This is a genomic window from Mesorhizobium sp. Cs1299R1N1 (assembly GCF_037179655.1).
Lineage (GTDB): Bacteria > Pseudomonadota > Alphaproteobacteria > Rhizobiales > Rhizobiaceae > Mesorhizobium > Mesorhizobium salmacidum.
Genome location: NZ_JAPYKR010000006.1, coordinates 271,706 through 292,059, shown reverse-complemented (window position 1 = coordinate 292,059; position 20,354 = coordinate 271,706). Strand labels below are relative to the sequence as shown.

At 65.1% G+C, this 20,354-nt stretch carries 20 protein-coding genes and 1 pseudogene; 11 read left to right on the top strand and 10 right to left on the bottom strand.

Features of this window, described 5'->3' with window-relative positions; all coding sequences use genetic code 11:
* Nucleotides 1-3: 3 nt before the first annotated feature.
* The 6 genes from O7A70_RS15615 to O7A70_RS15590 form a co-directional block, all read right to left on the bottom strand.
* Nucleotides 4-954: an alpha/beta hydrolase gene (locus tag O7A70_RS15615; protein WP_337141141.1), complete on the bottom strand. Its 951-nt coding sequence runs from the start codon at nucleotides 952-954 to the stop codon at nucleotides 4-6.
* 18 nt (nucleotides 955-972) lie between these two features.
* Nucleotides 973-1,653: an isochorismatase family protein gene (locus O7A70_RS15610; RefSeq protein WP_337141140.1), complete on the bottom strand. Its 681-nt coding sequence runs from the start codon at nucleotides 1,651-1,653 to the stop codon at nucleotides 973-975.
* A gap of 262 nt (nucleotides 1,654-1,915) precedes the next feature.
* Nucleotides 1,916-3,220: a M24 family metallopeptidase gene (locus tag O7A70_RS15605; protein WP_337141139.1), complete on the bottom strand. Its 1,305-nt coding sequence runs from the start codon at nucleotides 3,218-3,220 to the stop codon at nucleotides 1,916-1,918.
* A gap of 317 nt (nucleotides 3,221-3,537) precedes the next feature.
* The gene (locus tag O7A70_RS15600; protein ID WP_337141138.1) at nucleotides 3,538-4,503 is read right to left on the bottom strand and encodes a GlxA family transcriptional regulator; all 966 of its coding nucleotides are present in this window, start codon (nucleotides 4,501-4,503) and stop codon (nucleotides 3,538-3,540) included.
* Between the two features lie 241 nt (nucleotides 4,504-4,744).
* Entirely contained in the window at nucleotides 4,745-5,914 is a 1,170-nt protein-coding gene (locus O7A70_RS15595; protein ID WP_337141137.1) for a trans-sulfuration enzyme family protein, read from the bottom strand.
* Complete coding sequence (locus tag O7A70_RS15590; protein WP_337141136.1) at nucleotides 5,911-7,353, bottom strand: pyridoxal-phosphate dependent enzyme; 1,443 nt, start codon at nucleotides 7,351-7,353, stop codon at nucleotides 5,911-5,913. The genes O7A70_RS15595 and O7A70_RS15590 overlap by 4 nt, the downstream gene beginning before the upstream one ends.
* A 442-nt stretch (nucleotides 7,354-7,795) precedes the next feature.
* Here O7A70_RS15590 and O7A70_RS15585 point away from each other — a divergent pair, with 442 nt between their 5' ends.
* Both O7A70_RS15585 and O7A70_RS15580 read left to right on the top strand, forming a co-directional pair.
* The gene (locus tag O7A70_RS15585) at nucleotides 7,796-8,128 is read left to right on the top strand and encodes a hypothetical protein (protein WP_337141135.1); all 333 of its coding nucleotides are present in this window, start codon (nucleotides 7,796-7,798) and stop codon (nucleotides 8,126-8,128) included.
* Complete coding sequence (locus O7A70_RS15580) at nucleotides 8,125-8,772, top strand: cysteine hydrolase (protein WP_337141134.1); 648 nt, start codon at nucleotides 8,125-8,127, stop codon at nucleotides 8,770-8,772. The genes O7A70_RS15585 and O7A70_RS15580 overlap by 4 nt, the downstream gene beginning before the upstream one ends.
* Here O7A70_RS15580 and O7A70_RS15575 read toward each other — a convergent pair.
* Nucleotides 8,769-9,128 carry a winged helix-turn-helix transcriptional regulator gene (locus tag O7A70_RS15575; RefSeq protein WP_337141133.1) on the bottom strand — a complete coding sequence of 120 codons (360 nt, stop codon included), beginning with the start codon at nucleotides 9,126-9,128 and terminating at the stop codon, nucleotides 8,769-8,771. The two genes, O7A70_RS15580 and O7A70_RS15575, sit on opposite strands and share 4 nt — an antisense overlap.
* Nucleotides 9,129-9,240: 112 nt before the next feature.
* On the opposite strand from O7A70_RS15575, the gene O7A70_RS15570 reads away from it, so the two are divergent.
* Nucleotides 9,241-10,011, top strand: a complete 771-nt coding sequence (locus tag O7A70_RS15570; protein WP_337141132.1) for a type 1 glutamine amidotransferase domain-containing protein — start codon at nucleotides 9,241-9,243, stop codon at nucleotides 10,009-10,011.
* A gap of 556 nt (nucleotides 10,012-10,567) precedes the next feature.
* Here O7A70_RS15570 and O7A70_RS15565 read toward each other — a convergent pair.
* Entirely contained in the window at nucleotides 10,568-11,917 is a 1,350-nt protein-coding gene (locus tag O7A70_RS15565; RefSeq protein WP_337141131.1) for an FAD/NAD(P)-binding protein, read from the bottom strand.
* A gap of 31 nt (nucleotides 11,918-11,948) precedes the next feature.
* Nucleotides 11,949-12,471: pseudogene (locus O7A70_RS15555) on the bottom strand (RrF2 family transcriptional regulator).
* Nucleotides 12,472-13,095: 624 nt separating this feature from the next.
* Between O7A70_RS15555 and tauA the strand changes: the two are divergent.
* From tauA to O7A70_RS15515, 8 genes are all read left to right on the top strand, one after another.
* Nucleotides 13,096-14,109 carry a taurine ABC transporter substrate-binding protein gene (gene tauA, locus O7A70_RS15550; protein ID WP_337141130.1) on the top strand — a complete coding sequence of 338 codons (1,014 nt, stop codon included), beginning with the start codon at nucleotides 13,096-13,098 and terminating at the stop codon, nucleotides 14,107-14,109.
* A 111-nt stretch (nucleotides 14,110-14,220) separates the two neighbouring features.
* A complete protein-coding gene (locus O7A70_RS15545; RefSeq protein WP_337141129.1) occupies nucleotides 14,221-14,994 on the top strand; it encodes a taurine ABC transporter ATP-binding protein in 774 nt (257 codons plus the stop codon).
* The gene (locus O7A70_RS15540) at nucleotides 14,991-15,851 is read left to right on the top strand and encodes an ABC transporter permease subunit (RefSeq protein ID WP_337141128.1); all 861 of its coding nucleotides are present in this window, start codon (nucleotides 14,991-14,993) and stop codon (nucleotides 15,849-15,851) included. Before O7A70_RS15545 ends, O7A70_RS15540 begins: the two co-directional genes overlap by 4 nt.
* A 19-nt stretch (nucleotides 15,852-15,870) precedes the next feature.
* Nucleotides 15,871-16,059, top strand: a complete 189-nt coding sequence (locus tag O7A70_RS15535; protein ID WP_337141127.1) for a hypothetical protein — start codon at nucleotides 15,871-15,873, stop codon at nucleotides 16,057-16,059.
* Between the two features lie 224 nt (nucleotides 16,060-16,283).
* The gene (locus O7A70_RS15530; RefSeq protein ID WP_337141126.1) at nucleotides 16,284-17,237 is read left to right on the top strand and encodes a sulfonate ABC transporter substrate-binding protein; all 954 of its coding nucleotides are present in this window, start codon (nucleotides 16,284-16,286) and stop codon (nucleotides 17,235-17,237) included.
* Between the two features lie 77 nt (nucleotides 17,238-17,314).
* A complete protein-coding gene (ssuD, locus tag O7A70_RS15525; RefSeq protein WP_337141125.1) occupies nucleotides 17,315-18,472 on the top strand; it encodes an FMNH2-dependent alkanesulfonate monooxygenase in 1,158 nt (385 codons plus the stop codon).
* On the top strand, nucleotides 18,469-19,245 hold the full coding sequence (locus O7A70_RS15520) for an ABC transporter permease subunit (protein WP_337141124.1): 777 nt from the start codon (nucleotides 18,469-18,471) through the stop codon (nucleotides 19,243-19,245). The genes ssuD and O7A70_RS15520 overlap by 4 nt, the downstream gene beginning before the upstream one ends.
* Before the next feature lie 7 nt (nucleotides 19,246-19,252).
* A complete protein-coding gene (locus tag O7A70_RS15515; protein ID WP_337141123.1) occupies nucleotides 19,253-20,050 on the top strand; it encodes an ATP-binding cassette domain-containing protein in 798 nt (265 codons plus the stop codon).
* A 59-nt stretch (nucleotides 20,051-20,109) separates the two neighbouring features.
* On the opposite strand, the gene O7A70_RS15510 is transcribed toward O7A70_RS15515, so the two are convergent.
* Complete coding sequence (locus O7A70_RS15510; RefSeq protein WP_337141122.1) at nucleotides 20,110-20,292, bottom strand: hypothetical protein; 183 nt, start codon at nucleotides 20,290-20,292, stop codon at nucleotides 20,110-20,112.
* Nucleotides 20,293-20,354: the final 62 nt, after the last annotated feature.

Below are 20,354 nucleotides of genomic sequence, written 5' to 3'. Positions count from 1 at the left end.
GCCTCAGTAGGGCCACTCTCCCCGGCCCAGCGCGGCGACCGCCGCGATGATGCGTGCAAAGGCTTCCGCCGCGGCCGGCACGGTCGTGCGGGCGCGCAGGAAACTGTGCACGAGGCGCGGCTCCTCATGCCACCAGGCCTTGCCGCCGGCCTCCAGGATACGGTCGCGATAGGCCTCGCCATCCGACGACAGCGGGTCGCATTCGGCCGTGATGATCACCGTCGGCGGCAGGCCGGAAAAATCGCGGTCGCGCAAGGGCGAGAAGGTCGGATCGTCGGGCGATTGCTTCCTGGCTGACCTGACGTCGCGGTAGAAGGCGGCGTCGCTTGTCGACAGCAGCGGCGCGTCAGCGTGTTCGACATAGGAGCCCATTGTCTCGTTGCCGCCGAGATCGGGATAGATCAGCACCTGGCCGATCGCGGCGCGCGGATGGTGACGCGTGGCCTGTGCCACCGCCGCCGCCAGGCTGCCGCCAGCACTTTCGCCGCAGAGCACGAGCGGCAGGTTGCTGCTTGCAGCCGCCCATTCGAAAGCCGCCAGCGTATCGTCGAAGGCGGCGGGGTGAAGGTGCTCGGGTGCCAGCCGGTAGTCGATCGACAGCACGTCGAAGCCGGTGCCGGCGCAGATTTCGGCGCAGATGTCGTCATGGCTTTCGAGCCCGCCGAGGATGAAACCGCCGCCGTGGAAATAGAGCACCGTCGCACGCGGCGCCGCGCCTGCGAGCCGGTAGCGGCGGACCGGGATGCCATGCTTCGAAGCGGCGATCAGGCTGTCGCTGGCCTTGACCCCGGGCGGACGGCCCTGGTCGAAAGCCCGGCACATCCTGGCATAGACCGCGCGCTGCTTGTCGACCGGCAGGCCGGCGATCTCGGGCGGGTACCAGGCGTTGACGCTGTCGATATAGGCCCAGAGCGCCGGGTCGAGCCAAGGTCCGTATTTGCCGCGGCTGGTCATCTCGGTCCGAGGGGCACGTCAAAGCTCGGCATAGAGAAGGGCGGCGTTTTCAAAGGTGAAGCGCAGCGGCACCGAGCCCTCGACCTGCCAGACGGTGACCGTCTCGCCGGCCAGCAGCCGGCAGGCGCCTTCCGTATCGGTGACCGCGCCGCCATAGAGCCGGTTGGCAAGGTTGAGAATGGCGGTCTGGTGCATGGCCGCGCTGCCGCTGCCGCAGGCATCCTTGACCAAAAGCACGCGAAAGCCCTTCGCCACCGCGTCCTTGACCGACGCGTCGATGCAGGCCTCGGTCCACACGCCAGCGACGACCAGCCATTCGATGCCGGAAGCCTTGAGCCGGTCGCCAGCCGGACCGGAGCGGAAGGCGCTGGCCTCCGCCTTGATCAGCAGCGCCTCGCCATCCGCCGGCGCCACCTCGCGGCAGATTTCGATCAGCGGGTCGCTCTTGTCGGAAAAGGCCGACTTGCCGTCTTCGCCGACCGGATGAAAGGGCCGGTCCTGGCTGTCGAGATCGACAATATAGGCCCAGTGATGGAGCGGCACTTGGTTTTGCCGCGCCGCCGCCTGCAGGCGCTGCACATTGGCGAGGATTTTTTCGTAGCCCTCGACGAGATAGCGCGGGTCCTGCCGGTGCTCTTCCTGCAGGTCGATGAAGATGGCGGCCACCGTGCCGCGCTTGATCGAGATAGGGGCTTTCATGCGGATGCGCCTGGGCCCCAAGATATTTCCAAACGCTGGAGGGACAGTGCCCCCCTCTGCCCTGCCGGGCATCTCCCCCTCGAGGGGGGAGATTGGCGGTTGGGAGTGCTTTCGCCAATCACCAGCGTTGCAGGAAAAAGCGCTGCAAGCGAAGCGGCCGATCTCCCCCCTAGAGGGGGAGATGTCCGGCAGGACAGAGGGGGGCGCCAACTGAGGCGCTCGTTCTTCAGCTGCGATACGTCGCTGAGGTGAGCAACCAGCATCAAACCTCTTTCTCCAAAAACTCGTCCTCGTAGGGAAAGCGCGACAGAAGCTCGGTGCCGGTGTCGGTGATCAGGATCTCGTCCTCCAGCTTGACGCCCTCGCGGCCACCCTTCTCGCCAATATAGCTTTCCACGCTCACCACCATGCCTGGCACGATATGGCCGTCGCGGCCATAGGTCTCGTAATCCATGGCATGCGCGATGAACGGTGTCTCGCCATGCATGCCGACACCGTGCATGACCGAGGTGTAGCGCTGGTCGACGAAACGGTCCGGAATCTTCCACGCCTTCTCGGCGATTTCGCGGAAGGCCATGCCGGGTTTGACAATCGAAATGTTGTGCTGAACCTGGTCGTGCGCCATGCGGTAGAGTGACTTCTGATAACGGGTCGGCTTGCCCGGCCCGCAGCGGAAGGTACGCGAGAAGTCCGAGTAGTAGCCATAGCAGCCGATCGTGTCGGTATCGAGCGCCAGCAACTCGCCGGGCCTGATCTTGCGGCCGCTGGCTTCGTTGAACCACGGGTTGGTGCGCTGGCCCGAGGTCAGCAGCCGGGTTTCGATGAACTCGCCGCCCTGGCGGATGACCTCGCCATACATGATGGCGAACAGCTCGTTTTCAGATACGCCGGGCTTGATCGCCTCGCGCACCGCATAGACCGCCGCCTCGGCGCCGGCCATCGACACCTGCAGGCATTTCACCTCTTCAGGCGTCTTCACCGCGCGCACCGCTAAAATCTCGCCCTGGCAATCCCGGACCTCGCAGCCGCGCTTTTCCAGCGCCAGCGCCTGCAGGTGGCTGCAGCGGTCGAGCCCGAGCTTCATCGAGCCACCGCCATGCTTCTTCAACAGCTCGGCGATCTCGTCGGCGAACGGGCCGGCGGTTTCGTCGTCGCGGCCCGACACGGAAGACCAGACAAGCTTGGACGGACGCGCCTCGTCGATCGTGTCGAGCACCATGGAGACATGGTAGCTCTGCGGATATTCGAACAGCACGATCGGCCCGTCGGTCGGAATGAAGAAATAGCGGGTCGAGTTGCGCAGGAAGTAGCCGAACATGTTGCGCGAGCCGGTGGCGTAACGCTGGTTATAGGGGTCGAACAGCACCACGCCGCCATAACCGGCCTCACGCATCCAGCCGCGCAGTTTGTTGAGCCGGCCTTTGCGCAAGGCGTCGGCATCGATGAAGGACGGCTCCGTGTCAGACAGCCACATGCCGCCCGCCGGATCGGCGGCGGCGGGGTGGCGCATGCGATCCTTGAAGTCGACGTCCTCGGTGCTGTCGGGGTCGAATACGACGATGCTCATGGGGTGCCCGGCCTTGGGTGGGTTGCAAGGTGTGACCATGGCGCATGCGGGGCGCGGGAATTGTGCGGAAAACCGCGTGTGTTGTGCGCGATGCCGCTGAAGATGGAGCGCTGGCGGGACAGCGCCCCCCTCTGGCCTGCCGGCCATCTCCCCCTCAAGTGGGGAGATTGGCAGCTTCGCCAACCTCGCCTTCTTGTTCAACGTCGGAGGATTGGCGAAAGCCCGGACAACATCCGATCTCCCCCCTTGAGGGGGAGATGTCCGGCAGGACAGAGGGGGGCGCTGTCCCGCCAGCATTTGAAAGTGCGCTGAGGAACCTAATGCCGTCGCGCCATCTTCGGTGCATGACCATGCTCCTCGCGAAAAGCCCGGGCAAAGCTCGACATCGAGGCGAAGCCGCAGGCCAGCGCCACGTCGCGTACCGCGAGCGTGGAGTGCGCCAAGAGATCGGCGGCGCGCTTCAGCCGCAGCCGCCGGTAGTAGCCGTTGGGTGAAATGGCGAGTTCGGAGCGGAAGGATCGTTCGAGCTTGTCGGACGACACGCCGAGCTTCGCGGTCAGCTCGGCCATGCCGAGCCGCTCCTCCACCGCATCCTCCATGATGGCGATGGCCGACAGCACCAGCTCGTTCCGCACCCCGGTGCGCAGGCGCAAGGGCATCAGCTTGCGGTCAACGCTCGATCGCAACGGACTGTGCACGAACCACTCGGCGACCCCGGCGGCAAGCTCGGCGCCGTAGTCGCGGGTGATGATCTCCAGCATCATGTCGAGGCTGCCGATGCCGCCGGCCGAAGTGAAACGCTTGCGGTCGATGACATAGAGGTCGCGTCTAAGCTCGATGTTGGGGAAGGCTTCGGTGAAGGCGGCCTGGCTGGTCCAGTGCAAGGTGCAGGCATGGCCGTCGAGCAGGCCCGCGCGCGCCAGGAAGAACGCCGCGTCCGCCACTGCGCCGATATGAGCGCCGGCGCGCAGGCTGCGGCGGATCCAGCTCGCCGCGTCCTCGGCGACAAGATGATCGGCATCGCCGCCCGAGCAGACGACGATGCGGTCGACCTTGGGTGCGGCCTCGGCGTAAAACCCCGGCTGGATGACGACGCCGTTGGAGGCCTCGACCGGACCCTGGGTCGCCCCGACGATGATCCAGCGGTAGCATTCCCGCTTCGCCAGTATGTTGGCGGCGCGCAGCGGCTCGATGACGGAACTGAACGCCATCATCGGAAAGCCGGGAAACACCAGCACCGCGAAGGTGAGGGGTGCGTCTGTGGGTGGTTCGCGCGTGGCCATGGGCGCTACATCTCGGGCGAATGGCGCTTGGGGTCAACGGTGTTTGGCCGACCGCTGCTCGATGCGGCTGCTGATCTTCACCCTTGAGGCGCGTGTCGATGTCGCGGCATGGGTCCTAGGGTCTCCGCGACGTCGCTTCGCTCCTGCTCCGCCCCAGGATCCATGCCGCGACGTCCGTGAAAGAACCCCAACCTCGCGGTGCAGGCTACCACCGACGCTTCTCGGTCGTGCCGAGAGCCACTCAGCCCCCCAGCGCCTGATCCAGGTCGGCGATCAGATCGTCGCCGTCCTCGATGCCCGCCGACAGTCTCACCAGCGAATCCGAAATGCCGATCTCCGCCCGCTTCCCGGCGGGAATGGAGCCATGCGTCATCAGCGCCGGGTGTTCGATCAGGCTCTCCACCCCGCCGAGGCTTTCGGCCAGCGTGAACAGCTGCGTGCGTTCGAGAAAGCGTTTCGTGCCGGCAAGGTCGCGATCGAGCACGGCTGATATCATGCCGCCGAAGGCATGCATCTGCTGGACTGCTATGGCGTGCTGGGGATGGCTGGCGAGGCCGGGATAGATGACGCGGCGCACGTCCCTGCGGGCTTCCAGCCATTGCGCGATTTTCAGGCCGTTGGCGGAATGGCGCTCCATCCTGAGCGCCAGGGTCTTCAGCCCGCGCAGCGCCAGGAAACTGTCGAACGGACCCGATATGGCGCCGATGGCGTTCTGCAGGAATTTCAGCCGGTCGGCGAGATCCTTGTTGTCGCCGACGACAGCGACGCCGCCGACCATGTCGGAATGGCCGTTCAGATATTTGGTCGTCGAGTGGACCACGATGTCGATGCCGAGCTCCAGCGGTCGTTGGATATAGGGGCTGGAGAAGGTGTTGTCGGCGACCGAGAGGATCCCTTTGCGCCTGGCCAGCGCCGCGACGCCCTCGAGGTCGATGATGCGCAGCAGCGGATTGGTCGGCGTCTCGACCCACAGCATCTTGGTCTCCGGCCGGATCGCCGCCTCGACCGCCGCAAGATCAGTGAAGTCGACGAAGCTCACCTGCAGATTGGCCGAGCGCTTGCGCACCCGCTCCATCAGCCGGAACGAGCCGCCATAGATGTCGTCGGTGGCGACGATATGGGCGCCGGAATCGAGCAGTTCCAGCACGGTGGCGATCGACGCCAGGCCGGAAGCAAAAGCGAAGGCTGCCGAGCCGCTTTCCAGGTCGGCCACGGCGCGCTCGAAGGCGAAGCGGGTCGGGTTCTGGCTGCGGGCATATTCGAAGCCCTTGTGCACGCCGGGCGACTGCTGGCCATAGGTCGAGGTGGCGTAGATCGGCACCATCACAGCACCTGTCAGCGGATCGTGGCCCTGGCCGCCATGGATGGTGCGGGTGGAAAAGGCCAGGCGGTTCTTGCCGGTGGATGTCATTTTGCGCGGCGCCTCAGATGGTTGATCAGGTCGATGCGGGTAATCAGGCCGACGAACTCGTCGCCGTCGAAGATGATGGCGACCTCGTTGCGGTCGAACACCGGCAGCAGCGCGTCCAGCGTCTGGCTGGCCTGCAGCGTGTGCAGGTTGGAGGTCATGGCCGTTCTCACCGGGCCGCTGAAGCGCTCCCAGCGTCCGTCATAGGGACCGTCGACATGGGCCAGGATGTCGCTTTCGTCGACGATGCCGACCAGCTTGCCATTGTCGAGCACCGGCAGCTGCGACACGTCGGAGCGGCGCATGCGGCCATAGGCGTTGAGCAGGCTTTCGTCCGGCCCGACATAAACAGTGTCGCCGGTGCGGTGGGTGCGCATGACGAGGTCGCGCAGATCGCCATGCTGCTCGTGTTCGGCCAGCCCCTGCTCGGCCAGCCAGAAATCGTCGAACACTTTCGACAGGTACTTGTTGCCGCTGTCGCAGACGAAGGTAACGACGCGCTTGGGCACCGTCTGTTCGCGGCAGTAGCGCAGGGCCGTCGACAGCAGCGTGCCGGAGGAAGAACCGGCCAGGATGCCTTCGCGTGACAGGAGATCCCGCACGGCCAGCATGCTCTGCTTGTCCGTGATGGAATAGGCTTTCCTGACCAGCGACAAATCGGCGTTGGGCGGCACGAAGTCCTCGCCGATGCCTTCGACGGTCCAGCTTCCCGCCTCTTCCATCTTGCCGGTCTTGATCAGCGGCGCCAGCACCGAGCCGACCGGATCGGCCAATACCATCTCCGTCTTCGGCGACGCCTTGGCGAAAAAGCGGCCAAGCCCGGTCAGCGTGCCGCCCGAGCCGACGCCGACCACCACCGCGTCGACATCACCGTCAAGTTGCGCGAAGATCTCCGGGCCGGTCGTCGTCTCATGCGCCAGCGGGTTGGCCGGGTTGGCGAACTGGTTGGCATAGAAGGCGCCGGGCAGTTCGGCGGCAATCTTCTCCGCCATGTCCTGGTAATATTCGGCATGGCCCTTGCCGACATCGGAGCGCGTCATGTGCACTTCGGCGCCGAGTGCGCGCAAATGCTGGATCTTTTCGCGCGACATCTTGTCGGGAACCACCAGGATGATGCGGTAGCCCTTGGGGATGCCGACCTGGGCGAGGCCAAGGCCGGTGTTGCCGGCGGTCGCTTCGACGATGGTGCCGCCGGGCTTCAGCCTGCCATCCTTCTCGGCCGCCGCGATCATAGACAGCGCGATGCGGTCCTTGATCGAGCCGCCCGGGTTCTGGCTCTCGAGCTTGATGAACAGCCGGCATTTGCCGGTGTCGAATTTGGTCAGCTCGACGATGGGCGTCTGGCCAATGAGATCGAGAACCGACGCATAGGGCGGACGCAGGCGGGATGTTGCGGTGTCCGACGGGGCGCTGTCGGCAGTGGCTTTTCTGTGCTCGCTCATGTCGGAGCCTCCATGGATCAACCTAGCGTCTTTTCCAGCCGATCGCAGTTGGAAAGAAGATAGATCGTGCCAATCCGGCGGCCAGACGGGGAATGAAATTCCAGCGGCCCATTGGGCGAAGCAGTGCGGTGCCGGATCGAGACGCCGGCGGGACAGCGCCCCCCTCTGCCCTGCCGGGCATCTCCCCCTCAAGTGGGGAGATTGGCAGCTTCGCCGGCCGCGCCATTTTTACAACGTCGAGTATTGGCGAAGGCGGCGGAACAGCAATCTCCCCACTTGAGGGGGAGATGGCCGGCAGGCCAGAGGGGGGCGCCGAAGAGCGCCGACCTTAACGCCCAAGCGCCGCGCCCTCAGGCCCGTTCAACGAACCATCTCGTTCGTTGAAGCCGCCGATTTGGCCATGCTAGCCGAACATACCCATACCAGCACAAGGAGACGGCCGATGAAGATCCTCGCCTATGACAACTTCAAACCCGGCGTCACCCTCGCCGACTTGAAGCCCTATCTGCGCGATGAAGTCTCGAATGTCTGGCGGCTGTGGAAGGCAGGCATCGTGCGCGAAAACTATGCGCGCGCCGATGTCGGCGGCGTCATCATCGTTTTCGAGCTCGACACTGTCGAGGAAGCCAGGAACTACACCGACGACTTCCCGCTGTCGAAGGCCGGGTTGCTGGAATGGCATTTCCTTGCCTTTGATTCCGCGCCGTTGCCGCTCGAATACCTCTTCGATCCAACGGTCGATCTCGCAAAACCCTGGGACCGGACAGCGGCATGATCCGGTCGAGCGAAGGGATCGAGATACCGGCCAGCCTGGCGGAGTGGTGCAATCCGCGCCGCATGGCGCTGGTGGTCTACGACATGCAGGTCGGCATCTGCCGCCAGATCGCCGGCGCGGCCGACATTGTCGAGGCCACCGGCAGCGTCCTCGAAGCTGCCCGCTCGGCCGGCATGCGGGTGGCGTTCACGCGCCATCTCTCCTTGCCGCGCAAGTGGATGGGCGCCACCCAGCTGCGCACCGCAATGGCCTGGCAGCGGCGCGACAGTCCCGACACGGTCGAGCCCTGGTTCCCGCGCGATGCCGAGGCAACGGCGATCGTTCCCGAACTCGCGCCACACGCCGACGAGGCGGTGTTCGACAAGCTGACCATGTCGGCCTTCGATTCCACGGCGCTGAGCTTTGCCTTGCGCGATTGCGGTGTGCGCGCCGTCGCGCTCGCCGGCGTGGCGATGGAGATCGGCATCGAGCCGACCGTTCGCCAGGCGACCGACAATGGTTTTGTCGCCGTGGTGATCGAGGATGCCTGCGGCTTCGGCAACCGGCAGGCCCGCGACCGCTCGATGGCCACGCTTGGCTTCCTCGGCGAGGCTGTCATCACCGATGTCGCGGGTTTCCGCGGCGCGCTTGCCGCAGGGAGCTAGGCGCCTTGTCGGGTCTCGATATCGGCGCGGAAGCGGACGCCGTCCGCGCGCCCGTGCACATTGCCCCAGTCGTAGAGCGCCTCAAGCGCCGCGGCCAGATCGCGGCCACGCTCGGTCAAGACATAGCGTCCCTTTCCGTCCGGCGACGCTTCCAGCGCGACGAACCCGATCTCGACGAGATCGGCAAGGCGCTGCGTCAGCATCTTGTCGGAAAGCGAAGGGATCGATCGGCGCAACTCGGAATAGCGCAGCGGTCCTTGCTTGATTCGGGCCAGGATCACCGTCTTCCATTTGCCGCCGAGTGCGTCGAGCGCGAACTCGACCGGACAGCCGTAAAGTCTTCCGCGTTGTGCCATGCCGCCATCGTAGGCAACGCCCGGCGGCGACGGAAGCATATTTTGCCCGGCCATATGGCCAGATTGCAGCATGAGGCTTTATCGGCGACAGCTTCATAGAGGAGAGCTAACGATGAGTGTACGGGACGCCAATCCGGTCAATGCGCGCAAGCCGAAACGCGTGGCGATCGTCATCGCCAATCCGGCCGTCTCGACCACGACCGGCTGGCCGGTCGGCTTTTGGTGGAGCGAGCTGACGCACCCGTGGTTCGCTTTCACCGAGCGTGGTTATGATGTCGAGATATTCTCGCCCGATGGCGGCAGATGCGAGGCCGACGCGCTGAGCGATCCGCGTGATCCCTCGGGCTATTCCGAAATCGACCTCATCTCGCTCGGCTTCATCTCGAGCCCGAAACTGGCGAGCCTGGTCGACAACACAAGGCCGGTGGCGGAGATCGAGCTCGACAGTTTCGACGCGATCGTCGTCGCCGGCGGCCAGGCGCCGATGTTCACCTATGACCGGGCGGAAACGCTGCAGCGGACCTTCGTTGCCTTCCATGAAGCGGGCAAGGTGGCGGCAGCTCTCTGCCATGGCACGGCGCTGCTGCGCTATGCCAGGCGCGCCGACGGATCGCTGCTCGCCGCCGGCAAGACGGTGACCGGGTTCGCCAATATCGAGGAGGATATTGCCGACAATGCGACCTGGCGGATGGGCGCGCTGGAGCGCGGAAAACATTTGATGCCATGGCGGATCGAGGATGAGCTCAAGGCGATCGGCGCCAACTACATCCAGGCCGGCCTGTGGCGGGGCTTTGCGGTGCGCGACGGCAACCTGATCACCGGCCAGCAGAACTTTTCCGGCGCCGAGACCGCGCGCGCCGTGTGTGAGGCATTGGGCGGCTGAACCCTATCGTCCGGCTGGCAGCGGGAGGGACTTCAGTCTTAGTTGAGCAATAGCTAATATACCTATAGCTTGGTCATGCGGGAGACGATCCCAAATCGAAACCTAACCCGCAATGGCCGGTGCGACCCGCTTCCAACCCAAGCATCCCCGCACCGGCCATTCTTTTCCCCGTCGGGTAGCCGATGGCCAGCTTGAAATCGCAACCTGGGGGCGCGATGTCGCCACTTCGGGGAGGAAATCCAGTCGAAGGCGGGAGCATCGCGCTCCCCTCGCAAGAGGTCTGCGTCAAGCCGTGAATATCTTAATTGGCTAAAGTGCGGAACGTCCAATGGACAAGTCCGGAACGTTTGAAGGCCCCTCGGACCAAGGCCTACCGGTGCGCAAGACTTTAGTCCTGCCGTCTTATAGCTAAGAACGGAAGTTGTTCGGCCCCAGATAGGGCCACCTGGGCTAGATACCAGACTGCACTCAGCCGACCATGGTGCGATCACGGAAGACGCTTTCGGGTTGAGCCGGATGCGGGTCTGCCAAATATACGATCGCCGCCGGAATTGCTTTATCCCAGCAACAGCTTGCTCAGCCTGGCGCACTGGACGCGGATATCGGGAATGGCGTCGATCTCGAAGAAGGTGCCGCGCGTCAGCGGCCCGACGGCGAGGATTTTTCGCGAGACGGTGCCGTCGGCGGCGATGATCTCGCAATTGGCCGAGACGTCGAGGCCGATGCGCAGCGGATCGGGCCGCGCCAGGCCGCGGTCGACCAGCGAGCGCACCACGCTGTTCGACGAGGTCGAGATGTCGCGCACGATGCCGGAGCAATCATAGATGCGGGCGACGTCGAATGTTTCGAGACGCTGTGTGTGGCGCGACTGGACCTCAACCGCGAAGCCGTCGCCCGGCGTGACGCCGACGACGCGCCCGGCGATCGGCCGGATGCGTCCCGATTGCACGGCCTCCGTCACCCTGGCGTAGACCTCGGGTGCCATGCGATGGCGATGGATGTCCCACCACGCCTTGGTGTGTTCGACGAAGCGGCGCTTGGCCGAGGCGGGCCAGTTCTGCCAGATCTTCTGGTTGAAGGGGCGCAGGCCGTCGACGACGTCGCGCCAGTCGACGCCGGCCTTCTGGTTCTCGCGGATGAGATCGCGGAACCAGCCGACGAAATAGGAGAGCTGGGTGCCGAGCGGGATATCGGCGACGTCGAGCTTGATCGGATTGCCCTTGCGGTGCGGCGAGGGCAGCAGGCCGCGCCGCGACACCGCGATGATGTCGCCGCGATGGCCGCGCTGCTCCAGGGAAAGGAAGGCATCGACCATGCTGAGCCCGGTGCCCAGCACCAGGATCCGGTTGTCCTGATCGAGCACGGTATCGGCCTCCGAACCCATCCGGATCGCATGGCCCTGCGCGGGCTGTTCGTCATGGCCGGTGGCCAGCACGGCAAGATGGGCAACCACGCTGGTGCCGTTGGCGAGCGCCACCTCGACCCCGGATCCGGTGGGCGAAATCGACAGGCTCTCCTCGCGGATCAGGCGCAGCCGGCCGGTCTCGCGCTCGCGCGTCTCCAGATCGTCGAGCAATTCCTTGAGATAACGCGCATAGAGGCTGCGCGGCGCGTAGACCGGAGCCTGCTCCGCTGTCGCCAGCCCCCGTTCCAGCAGCCAGCGCCAGAAATTGCCGGGATCGTCGGCATAGGCGCTCATGCCGGCCGCGCTGACATTCAGCACATGCGCCGACAGCAGCGTCGAATAGGCGATGCCCTGGCCGAAATGCGGGCGCTTTTCGATCAGTGTGACGCGCAGGTCCGGATTGGGCGATTTGAGCAGATGCGCGGCCAGCACGACGCCGCTGGCGCCGCCGCCGACGATGATGATGGAACTGGGGGTGATGGAATCGGTCCGCCCGGTCATGCGCAAGCGAGCCCCGTGCCAGGCGCCGGTTTCAGGCCTGGACCTTCACCACGACCGGCAGGTCGTCCCGCGCGACCGGGAGGTCGCTCATGCCCGACGCGATCGTAAGATCGTCGGCGTCCCTCGCGATCGTAAGATCGTCGGCGATGTCGCGCATCTCGGCGAGGCTTGCGCTGGTCGAGCACCTCGGCGATCGCCTGCCGGACCTCGAGCATCAGATGTCGGACTTGGCATGTCGCCTCGTTGCAGTCTTCACAGCGCTGATATTGTGTGCGACTGGCGCAGGGGATCGGGGCCAGCGGCCCGTCGAGGACGCGCACGACGTGGCCGACCTTGATCTCGTCGGCGGGCCGCGCCAGGCGGTACCCGCCTTCCTTGCCCTTGCGGCTCTGGACGAAGCCGGCATTGCGCAGCTCGCCGAGAATGGCGTCGAGAAACTTCTTCGGGATGTTGTTGCCGGTCGCGATATCGCCGACGAAGGCGAGCTGTCCGGCCGGCATCCGCGCGAGATGGACGAGCGCCTTGAGGCCGTACTTGCCTTTTTTGGTGAGCATGAACCGAACGTTTCTCTGTCATGCGATGGCCCTAGGCCATCCGTTGCGAAACGCCTGGCGTGCCTCCCCGCCGCGCCGAAGCATCCATGACACGTAAATTCTAGTGACATGATATACAAGCCATTGCGGTTGATCTTGCTTGGTTTTCAAGCCGTTGCGGCGATTTTAGGCCCGCCTTGTGACGCCAGGGACACAGAAGCGTGGCTTGCCTAGACGGAGGCTTGCAGCCGGGATCCGACGACGCCGGCGATTGCCCGATAGGCGGGGTATGGCCTGTCATCGGCGCTCACTCCTATGTCGATAAGGTTACTATACTTAACCATCGGCGCGCGGAACGTGATTTTAAATTCTTCCCCATTTGAAGCATCGATTTGCCGGAGGAGGTGCCAAATCGGAATTCTCGTTCAAACCTGTCGGTATCTGGAACGGTCGAGGTATCGAGCCCGGGGCAAAGCTGGTGGCCTCGCCGCTCCTGAGCCAGGGCAGCCGCCCTGTCCGCCACGGCGGCCCGCCGCCAGTGGCTTTTTTCCAACATGCCGTTCTTCCTTGGAAGGATTTAACTCTACAAGAACCATAGAATTAGCTGACTATGAACAGGCAATCCGGTTTTTCAAGGAGCCTTTCATGTCCAGCATTTCACGCCGCGTCATTCTCCTGTCTTCCGCTGCCCTTGCCGGCGCCGCCTTCCTCGGCCCGGCCATGGCCGACGACCTCAAGATCACCATCGGCTACCAGACGGTGGTCGAGCCCTCGAAAGTGCCGCAGGCCGACGGTGCTTATGAAAAGGCCACCAAGGCCAGCATCGACTGGCGCAAGTTCGATTCCGGGGCCGATGTCATCGCCGCCGTCGCCTCCGGCTCGGTCGATATCGGCTATGTCGGATCGAGCCCGCTGGCGGCCGCCGCCAGCCGCGAACTGCCGATCCAGGCCATCTTCGTGGTTGGCCTGATCGGACCGTCGGAAGCGTTGGTCGCCCGCGACGGCGCCGGCATCGGGAAGGTCGCCGACCTCGCCGGCAAGAAGGTCGCCGTGCCCTTCGTGTCGACGACGCATTACAGCCTGCTTGCCGCGCTCAAGCATGAGAATGTCGACCCGAAATCGGTCGAGATCCTCAATCTAAGGCCGCCGGAAATCGCCGCTGCCTTCACGCGTGGCGACATCGACGCCGCCTATGTCTGGGACCCGGCGCTGGGCCAGATCAAGACGTCGGGCAAGGTGGTGCTGGATTCCGCGCAAGTCGCCGCCTGGGGCGCGCCGACCTTCGACGCCTGGATCGTGCGCACCGACTTCGCCGAAAAGAACCCGGAAGCCGTACGCGACTTCGTCAAGGTGACGGGTGCGGCCTATGCAGGGTATCTCGCCAGGCCCGACGCCTGGTCGGTGTCGTCGCCGCAGGCCGCTGAGATCGCCAGGCTGACCGGCGCCAAGCTCGGAGAGGTGCCGGAGCTGCTGAAAGGTTATGCCTTCCCCACCCTGGAAGAACAGGCCTCCGAGAAATTCCTCGGCGGCGGCACGGTCAAGGCGATCGCGGCGGCATCCGCCTTCCTCAAGGAGCAAGGCAAGGTCGATGCCGTGCTGCCGGACTATTCGAAATACGTGACATCGAAATACGTCACCGAGGCGCTGGCCTCGAACTGACGTCTCGCACACGCGGCTCACCCTCCCTGAAGCCGTGTGTTGCCTGCCCCGAAGCCGCCGACGAGGCGCGGTTTCGGGGCAGGCGGATTTCCCTCTAATCGGCGAGGGCCCATGCCGCATCTCGTGCTCGACAAGATCTCCATCCACTATGACGGCCAGCCGGCACCCGCCGTCGAGCACGTCTCGATCGGTGTCGACAAGGACGATTTCGTCGTTCTTGTCGGCCGCTCGGGCTGCGGCAAGACCTCACTGCTCAATGTCGCCGCCGGCCTTGTCGTGCCTGCGCGCGGCACGGCTTCAGTGAACGGCCAGCCGATCAGCGGGCCCGGTTCGGATCGGGCGGTGGTGTTCCAGAACGATGCTCTGTTTCCCTGGCTGACGGCGCGCGAGAACGTCGCTTTCGCGCTCAGGCTGCGCGGTGTCAGGCCAGCCGAGCGGGCCCGGCGCGCCGATGAACTGCTGGCGCTGGTCAAGCTCGGCGATGCCGGCGACAAGCGCATCTGGGAGCTTTCCGGCGGCATGCGCCAGCGTGTCGGCCTTGCCCGCGCGCTCGCCGCCGAACCCGAATTCCTGCTGCTCGACGAGCCGCTCGGCGCGCTCGACGCGCTGACGCGCGAACGCATGCAGACGACGCTGCTCGACCTTTGGACGGCAAGCCATGCCGGCGTGCTGATGGTGACGCACGGCATCGAGGAGGCGCTGGTGCTCGCCACCCGTATCGTCGTGCTGGCGCCCGGCCCTGGCCGCGTGGTGCGAACCTTCGAGCCGGGTTTCTCCCGGCGCTACGCGTCGGGCGAAGCCATCCGCGCCATCAAGGCCGATCCGGCCTTCGCGGCGGCGCGCGGCGAACTGACCGACGCGATCTTCGAGGGAGAGGCGGCATGACCATTTCGTCCTACACGGAACGGCCCGTTTCAAGGACAGATGAAACCGACGGCCTGTCGGTGCCATGGTCCGGGCCACGGGCGAGACGGACCGGCGTTTCGGCGCGCATGGTCAGCGCCGTCACCATCCTGGCGGTGCTGGCGCTCTGGACGCTGTCGGCCCGCCTGCAGCTGGTGTCTCCGGTGTTCCTGCCCTCGCCGCTCGCCGTGTGGAACAAGTTCGTCGTGGTTATCAGCGACGGCTTCGTCGACGCGACGCTGCTGCAGCACGTCGTCGCCAGCCTGGGCCGCGTGTTCGCGGCACTGGTCGCCGCCATCCTGGTCGGCGTGCCGGTGGGGCTGGCCATCGGCATCAGCACGGTGGGGCGCGGCATCTTCGATCCGCTGCTCGAATTCCTGCGGCCGATACCGCCTTTGGCCTATCTGCCGCTGGTCATCATCTGGTTCGGCATCGGCGAGCCGTCGAAAATCCTGGTGATCGCCATCGCCATGCTGGCGCCGGTCGCCCTGTCCACCGCCTCCGGTGTTCGCGGCGTCTCGCGGGAGCGCATCAACGCCGCGCGTTCGCTTGGCGCGACGCGAGTGCAAGTGGTCCGCCATGTGATCCTGCCCAGCGCCCTGCCCTCGATCCTGACCGGCTTGCGCATCGCGCTCGGCGCCGGCTGGTCGACACTGGTCGCGGCCGAACTGGTGGCGGCGACGCGCGGACTTGGCTTCATGATCCAGTCCGCGGCCCAGTTCCTCGTCACCGACGTGGTGGTGATGGGCATATTGGTGATCGCGGCCATCGCCTTCGTGCTCGAATTCACCATCCGCCGGATCGAGCGCGTGCTCGTCCCGTGGGCCGGACGAGAATGATCGGAAAAGGAGAATGACGATGACCCATTCCACCGCCGTGTTGTTTGCCCATGTCGGCTCTTGGCTGCTCGGCCTTGCCTCCGACGAGAAAGCGGCAAGAGACGACCGCCCGCGATCGCCGGCGCCGGTCCAGTTCCTGGCCGGGCGCGATCGCCTTCCACCGCGCGACGAGAGTTTTTACTGGGCCTGGCAGTACTGGTCGCAGTGAGTGGCTGACGGGTGGCGAACCGTCGATGACAGGTCCCTTCCCGTGTAGGGAAGAGAGAGTTGCAACGGCCTTGCCGCTCGATCGAGACGTAGAAAACAATTTCCGCTTGCCGATTCATCTCGCAAAATTCTTTCTCTACTAAATTTATAGACATACCTAGCCTAGTCCCACTTCGATCGATCGGAAGTTTCTCGGCGCTGCCCGCGCATTGAAGGAGAGGGATCATGTTCAATCTGACGAGACGCGTTTTCGGCATCGGCCTCCTGGCCGCGACAGTCGTGCTGTCGTTCGGCGCCGCCGCGCAGGACCTGAAGCAGTTCAGCATCGGTTACCAGAAGACCGGCCTGCCGGTGATCGCCAGGCAGCAGCAGGTGATCGAGAAGGCGCTCGGGGACAAGGGCGTCACCGTGAAGTGGGTCGAGTTCACCGCGGGGCCGCCATTGGTCGAAGCGCTCAATGTCGGCGCCATCGATGCCGGCTGGACCGGCGACGCGCCGCCGATCTTTGGTCAATCGGCGGGTGCCAACATCGTCTATGCCGCGGCACTGCCGTCCAATGGCGATGGCGAGGCGATCTTCGTCAAGCCGGCCTCGCCGGTCCAGTCGGTCGCCGATCTCAAGGGCAAGCGCGTCGGCGTCGGAAAGGGCACCAGTGCGCACAATCTTCTCGTCGCCGCGCTGGAAAAGGCAGGCGTTGCCTTCGACCAGATCACGCCGGTCTATCTCAGCCCGGCGGATGCGGCCGCCGCCTTCGCCAGCGACCAGATCGATGCCTGGGCGGTCTGGGATCCGTTCTTTGCCATCGCCGAAACCCGCTACCAGCCGCGTGTGCTGGCCCGCTCCAGCGAGGTGCTCAAGGTCAACACCTATTTCCTCGCCAACAAGGATTTCGCCAAGGCGCATCCCGAAATCGTCACCACGACCATCGCCGCGCTTGGCGAGGCGGCGAAATGGGCGGACCAGAATCGCGACAAGGTGGCGCAAGCGCTGCATGAGGTGACCGGGGTGCCGCTCGACGCACAGACCATCGCCGCCAATCGGACCAAGTTCGGCGTCTTTCCGATCACCGGCGAGATCGCTGCCGGCCAGCAGGCTACCGCCGACCGCTTCTACAAGCTCGGCCTGATCCCCAATGCGGTGCGAATTTCCGACGCGGTTTGGACAGCGCCGGGCAATTGATTTTTCGTCACGCGGCGCCGCGTGGAGAAACGCCCGGCGCCGTTGCCGTTCATGCCTTGACCTCCAGGAGGCCCGCCTTGACCACGCCAGCCAAGCCACTCGATTTCTTCTGGTTCATCCCGACTCATGGCGACGGTTCCTATCTCGGTTCCGAGCAGCAGCAGCGGCCGCCGGAGTTCGGATATTTCAAGGAGATCGCGCAGGCAGTCGACCGCCTCGGCTTCCCCGGTGTGCTGTTGCCGACCGGGCAGAACTGCGAGGATTCCTGGATCACCGCAACTGGACTGGCGACGCTGACCGAAAGGCTCAAATTCCTCGTCGCGTTGCGGCCGGGCGTGACATTGCCGACCTTCGCGGCGCGGCAGACGGCGGCACTCGACCGTCTGAGCAACGGCCGCCTGCTGCTCAATGTCGTGGTCGGCGGCAATCCGGCCGAGCTTGCCGGCGATGGCGTCTTCCTGCCGCATGACGAGCGCTATGCGCAGGCGCAGGAGTTCCTGACCATCTGGCGCGGCCTGGTGTCCGGCGAGCGTGTCAATTTCGACGGCAAATATTACCGCGTCGAGAATGGTCGCCTCGACCTTCTGCCATCGCAGGAACGGCCGCCCCTTTATTTCGGCGGTTCGTCCGATGCCGGGCAGGATCTCGCCGCCGATCTGGTTGATATGTATCTCACCTGGGGCGAGCCACCGGCGCAGGTCGCCGAGAAGCTGGCATCGGCGCGCGCGAAAGCGGCATCGCGCGGCCGCGAATTGCGTTTCGGCATCCGGCTGCATTTCATTGTTCGCGAAACCGAGGACGAAGCCTGGCGTGCCGCCGACCGGTTGATCAGCCACGTCACGGATGCCCAGATCGAGAACGCACAGGCGCGGTTCCTCAACCAGATGGACTCGGTCGGCCAGCGCCGCATGGCCGAACTGCATGGCGGCCGCCGCGACAGGCTGGTCGTCTCGCCCAATCTGTGGGCCGGCGTAGGGCTGGTGCGCGGCGGCGCCGGCACCGCGCTGGTCGGCACGCCGGAGCAGGTCGCCGACCGCATCCGCGAGTACCAGGCGATCGGCATCGATACGATCATCGGCTCCGGCTATCCGCATCTCGAGGAAGCTTATCGCGTCGCCGAACTGCTCTTCCCCAAGCTCGGGCTCGGCACCAGGCGGCTCAAGCCGCGCGACGACATCGCCAACGAATTCTCGGTCGGCTTCCATGGCGCGGCCCGCCTGCAGGCGGCGTCATGAGCTTTTCCGCACGCCTGCGCGGGAATGGCATCGGCTGGCTATTGCCGGTGCTGGTGATTGCCGGCTGGGAGGTGGCTTCCCGCGCCGGCGTCATGCCAGCCAACGTGCTTCCGGCACCAAGTGCCGTCGCCGAGGCCTTCTGGCGGTTGACGCTGTCGGGTGAACTGATCCGGAATATCGGCGTCTCGACGGCGCGCGCCCTTGCCGGCTTCGCCGTCGGCGGCTCGATCGGCTTTGCGCTCGGCCTTGCCAACGGGCTGTCGACGCTCAGCCGCGGCCTGACCGATACCACGCTGCAGATGATCCGCAACATTCCGCACCTGGCGCTGATCCCGCTGGTCATCCTCTGGTTCGGCATCGACGAAGAAGCAAAACTGTTCCTGGTGGCGCTCGGCGTGTTCTTTCCGATCTACGTCAACACGCTGCTCGGCATCCAGAGCGTCGACCCGCAACTCGTCGAGATGGGCCGCGTCTACGGCATGGACCGGCGCGCGCTGTTCTTCCGCGTCATCCTGCCCGGCGCGCTGCCGGCGATCTTCGTCGGCCTGCGCTACGCCTTGGGCATCATGTGGCTGACGCTGATCGTCGCCGAAACCATCTCGGCCAGCTCCGGGCTCGGCTACATGGCGATGCAGGCGCGCGAATTCCTGCTGATCGATGTCGTCGTGCTGTCGATCCTGATCTACGCGCTGCTCGGCAAGCTCGCCGACAGTCTCGCCCGCCTGCTCGAGCGCCTGTCGCTCGGCTGGCATCCCGCCTTTCAGAACGGATGAGTATTCGATGCCAGCCGCCAGTCTGACCTCCGTCCGCTCCTTTGTCACCGCGCCGGCGCCCGCGCGCCCGGCGAGATCGGTCGAAGGCGGGCGCGCCTTCGCGTTCAAGGGCGTGGGGAAACGCTTTGGCGACAAGACCGTTCTCGACGGGATCGACCTCGACGTGCCGGTCGGGCAGTTCGTCGCCGTCATCGGCAAAAGCGGCTGCGGCAAGAGCACGCTGCTCAGGTTGCTCGCGGGGCTCGACCGGCCGACATCGGGTTCGCTGACGCTGGGAGCCGAGGAAGAGGGCCACAGCCGCACGCGCTTCATGTTCCAGGAGCCGCGCCTGCTGCCCTGGGCCAGCGTGGTGAAAAATGTCGAGGTCGGGTTGACCGGCATCGCCTCCGGCACGGAAGCAAGGCAACGCGCGCTCGGCATTCTCGGCGAGGTTGGCCTCGCCGACCGAGCCGATGAGTGGCCCTCGGTGCTGTCCGGCGGCCAGAAGCAGCGCGTGGCGTTGGCTCGCGCGCTGGTCGGTCACCCGCAGGTCCTGGCGCTAGACGAGCCGCTCGGGGCGCTCGACGCGCTGACCCGCATCGAGATGCAGCAATTGCTGGAGCGTATCTGGATTGCCCAGAAATTCACCGCCGTGCTGGTCACGCATGATGTCGCCGAAGCGGTTGCGCTCGCCGACCGGGTGGTGGTGATCAGCGGCGGCAAGATCGCGCTCGATCTGGATGTGCCGGTGGAACGGCCGCGCCGCCGCGGTTCCGCCGAGCTTGCCCGTCTCGAAGGCAGGATTCTCGACCAGCTGTTCGGCTAAGATCATTTCGGAAAAGTATGAAACGACTTTTCCGTCCGGGATCGCGCCAAACAAGAGTTTCAGGGCGAACGGTTCGCCCACACCAGCCCGGCCAGGCCGGCCAGCATGGCGGCGAGACCGATATAGAGCCATTGCGACTGGCCGGTCATGAAGCTGCCGCCGACCACGCCGATGCCTTGCAGCGACCACAGGGCACCCATGGCCAGAACGATCAGGGCCAGCAGATTTTTTGTCAGTCTCATTGTCTGATCCCGTTTTTCAAGTCGATCGATTGCGGCGCTATCGCCGTGATGAAAGAGCTGAA

Excerpts from the sequence above, each read along its gene's own strand:
- O7A70_RS15615 (WP_337141141.1), bottom strand. The coding sequence starts at position 954 with ATGACCAGCCGCGGCAAATACGGACCTTGGCTCGACCCGGCGCTCTGG.
- O7A70_RS15610 (WP_337141140.1), bottom strand. The coding sequence starts at position 1,653 with ATGAAAGCCCCTATCTCGATCAAGCGCGGCACGGTGGCCGCCATCTTC.
- O7A70_RS15605 (WP_337141139.1), bottom strand. The coding sequence starts at position 3,220 with ATGAGCATCGTCGTATTCGACCCCGACAGCACCGAGGACGTCGACTTC.
- O7A70_RS15600 (WP_337141138.1), bottom strand. The coding sequence starts at position 4,503 with ATGGCCACGCGCGAACCACCCACAGACGCACCCCTCACCTTCGCGGTG.
- O7A70_RS15595 (WP_337141137.1), bottom strand. The coding sequence starts at position 5,914 with ATGACATCCACCGGCAAGAACCGCCTGGCCTTTTCCACCCGCACCATC.
- O7A70_RS15590 (WP_337141136.1), bottom strand. The coding sequence starts at position 7,353 with ATGAGCGAGCACAGAAAAGCCACTGCCGACAGCGCCCCGTCGGACACC.
- O7A70_RS15585 (WP_337141135.1), top strand. The coding sequence starts at position 7,796 with ATGAAGATCCTCGCCTATGACAACTTCAAACCCGGCGTCACCCTCGCC.
- O7A70_RS15580 (WP_337141134.1), top strand. The coding sequence starts at position 8,125 with ATGATCCGGTCGAGCGAAGGGATCGAGATACCGGCCAGCCTGGCGGAG.
- O7A70_RS15575 (WP_337141133.1), bottom strand. The coding sequence starts at position 9,128 with ATGGCACAACGCGGAAGACTTTACGGCTGTCCGGTCGAGTTCGCGCTC.
- O7A70_RS15570 (WP_337141132.1), top strand. The coding sequence starts at position 9,241 with ATGAGTGTACGGGACGCCAATCCGGTCAATGCGCGCAAGCCGAAACGC.
- O7A70_RS15565 (WP_337141131.1), bottom strand. The coding sequence starts at position 11,917 with ATGACCGGGCGGACCGATTCCATCACCCCCAGTTCCATCATCATCGTC.
- tauA (WP_337141130.1), top strand. The coding sequence starts at position 13,096 with ATGTCCAGCATTTCACGCCGCGTCATTCTCCTGTCTTCCGCTGCCCTT.
- O7A70_RS15545 (WP_337141129.1), top strand. The coding sequence starts at position 14,221 with ATGCCGCATCTCGTGCTCGACAAGATCTCCATCCACTATGACGGCCAG.
- O7A70_RS15540 (WP_337141128.1), top strand. The coding sequence starts at position 14,991 with ATGACCATTTCGTCCTACACGGAACGGCCCGTTTCAAGGACAGATGAA.
- O7A70_RS15535 (WP_337141127.1), top strand. The coding sequence starts at position 15,871 with ATGACCCATTCCACCGCCGTGTTGTTTGCCCATGTCGGCTCTTGGCTG.
- O7A70_RS15530 (WP_337141126.1), top strand. The coding sequence starts at position 16,284 with ATGTTCAATCTGACGAGACGCGTTTTCGGCATCGGCCTCCTGGCCGCG.
- O7A70_RS15520 (WP_337141124.1), top strand. The coding sequence starts at position 18,469 with ATGAGCTTTTCCGCACGCCTGCGCGGGAATGGCATCGGCTGGCTATTG.
- O7A70_RS15515 (WP_337141123.1), top strand. The coding sequence starts at position 19,253 with ATGCCAGCCGCCAGTCTGACCTCCGTCCGCTCCTTTGTCACCGCGCCG.
- O7A70_RS15510 (WP_337141122.1), bottom strand. The coding sequence starts at position 20,292 with ATGAGACTGACAAAAAATCTGCTGGCCCTGATCGTTCTGGCCATGGGT.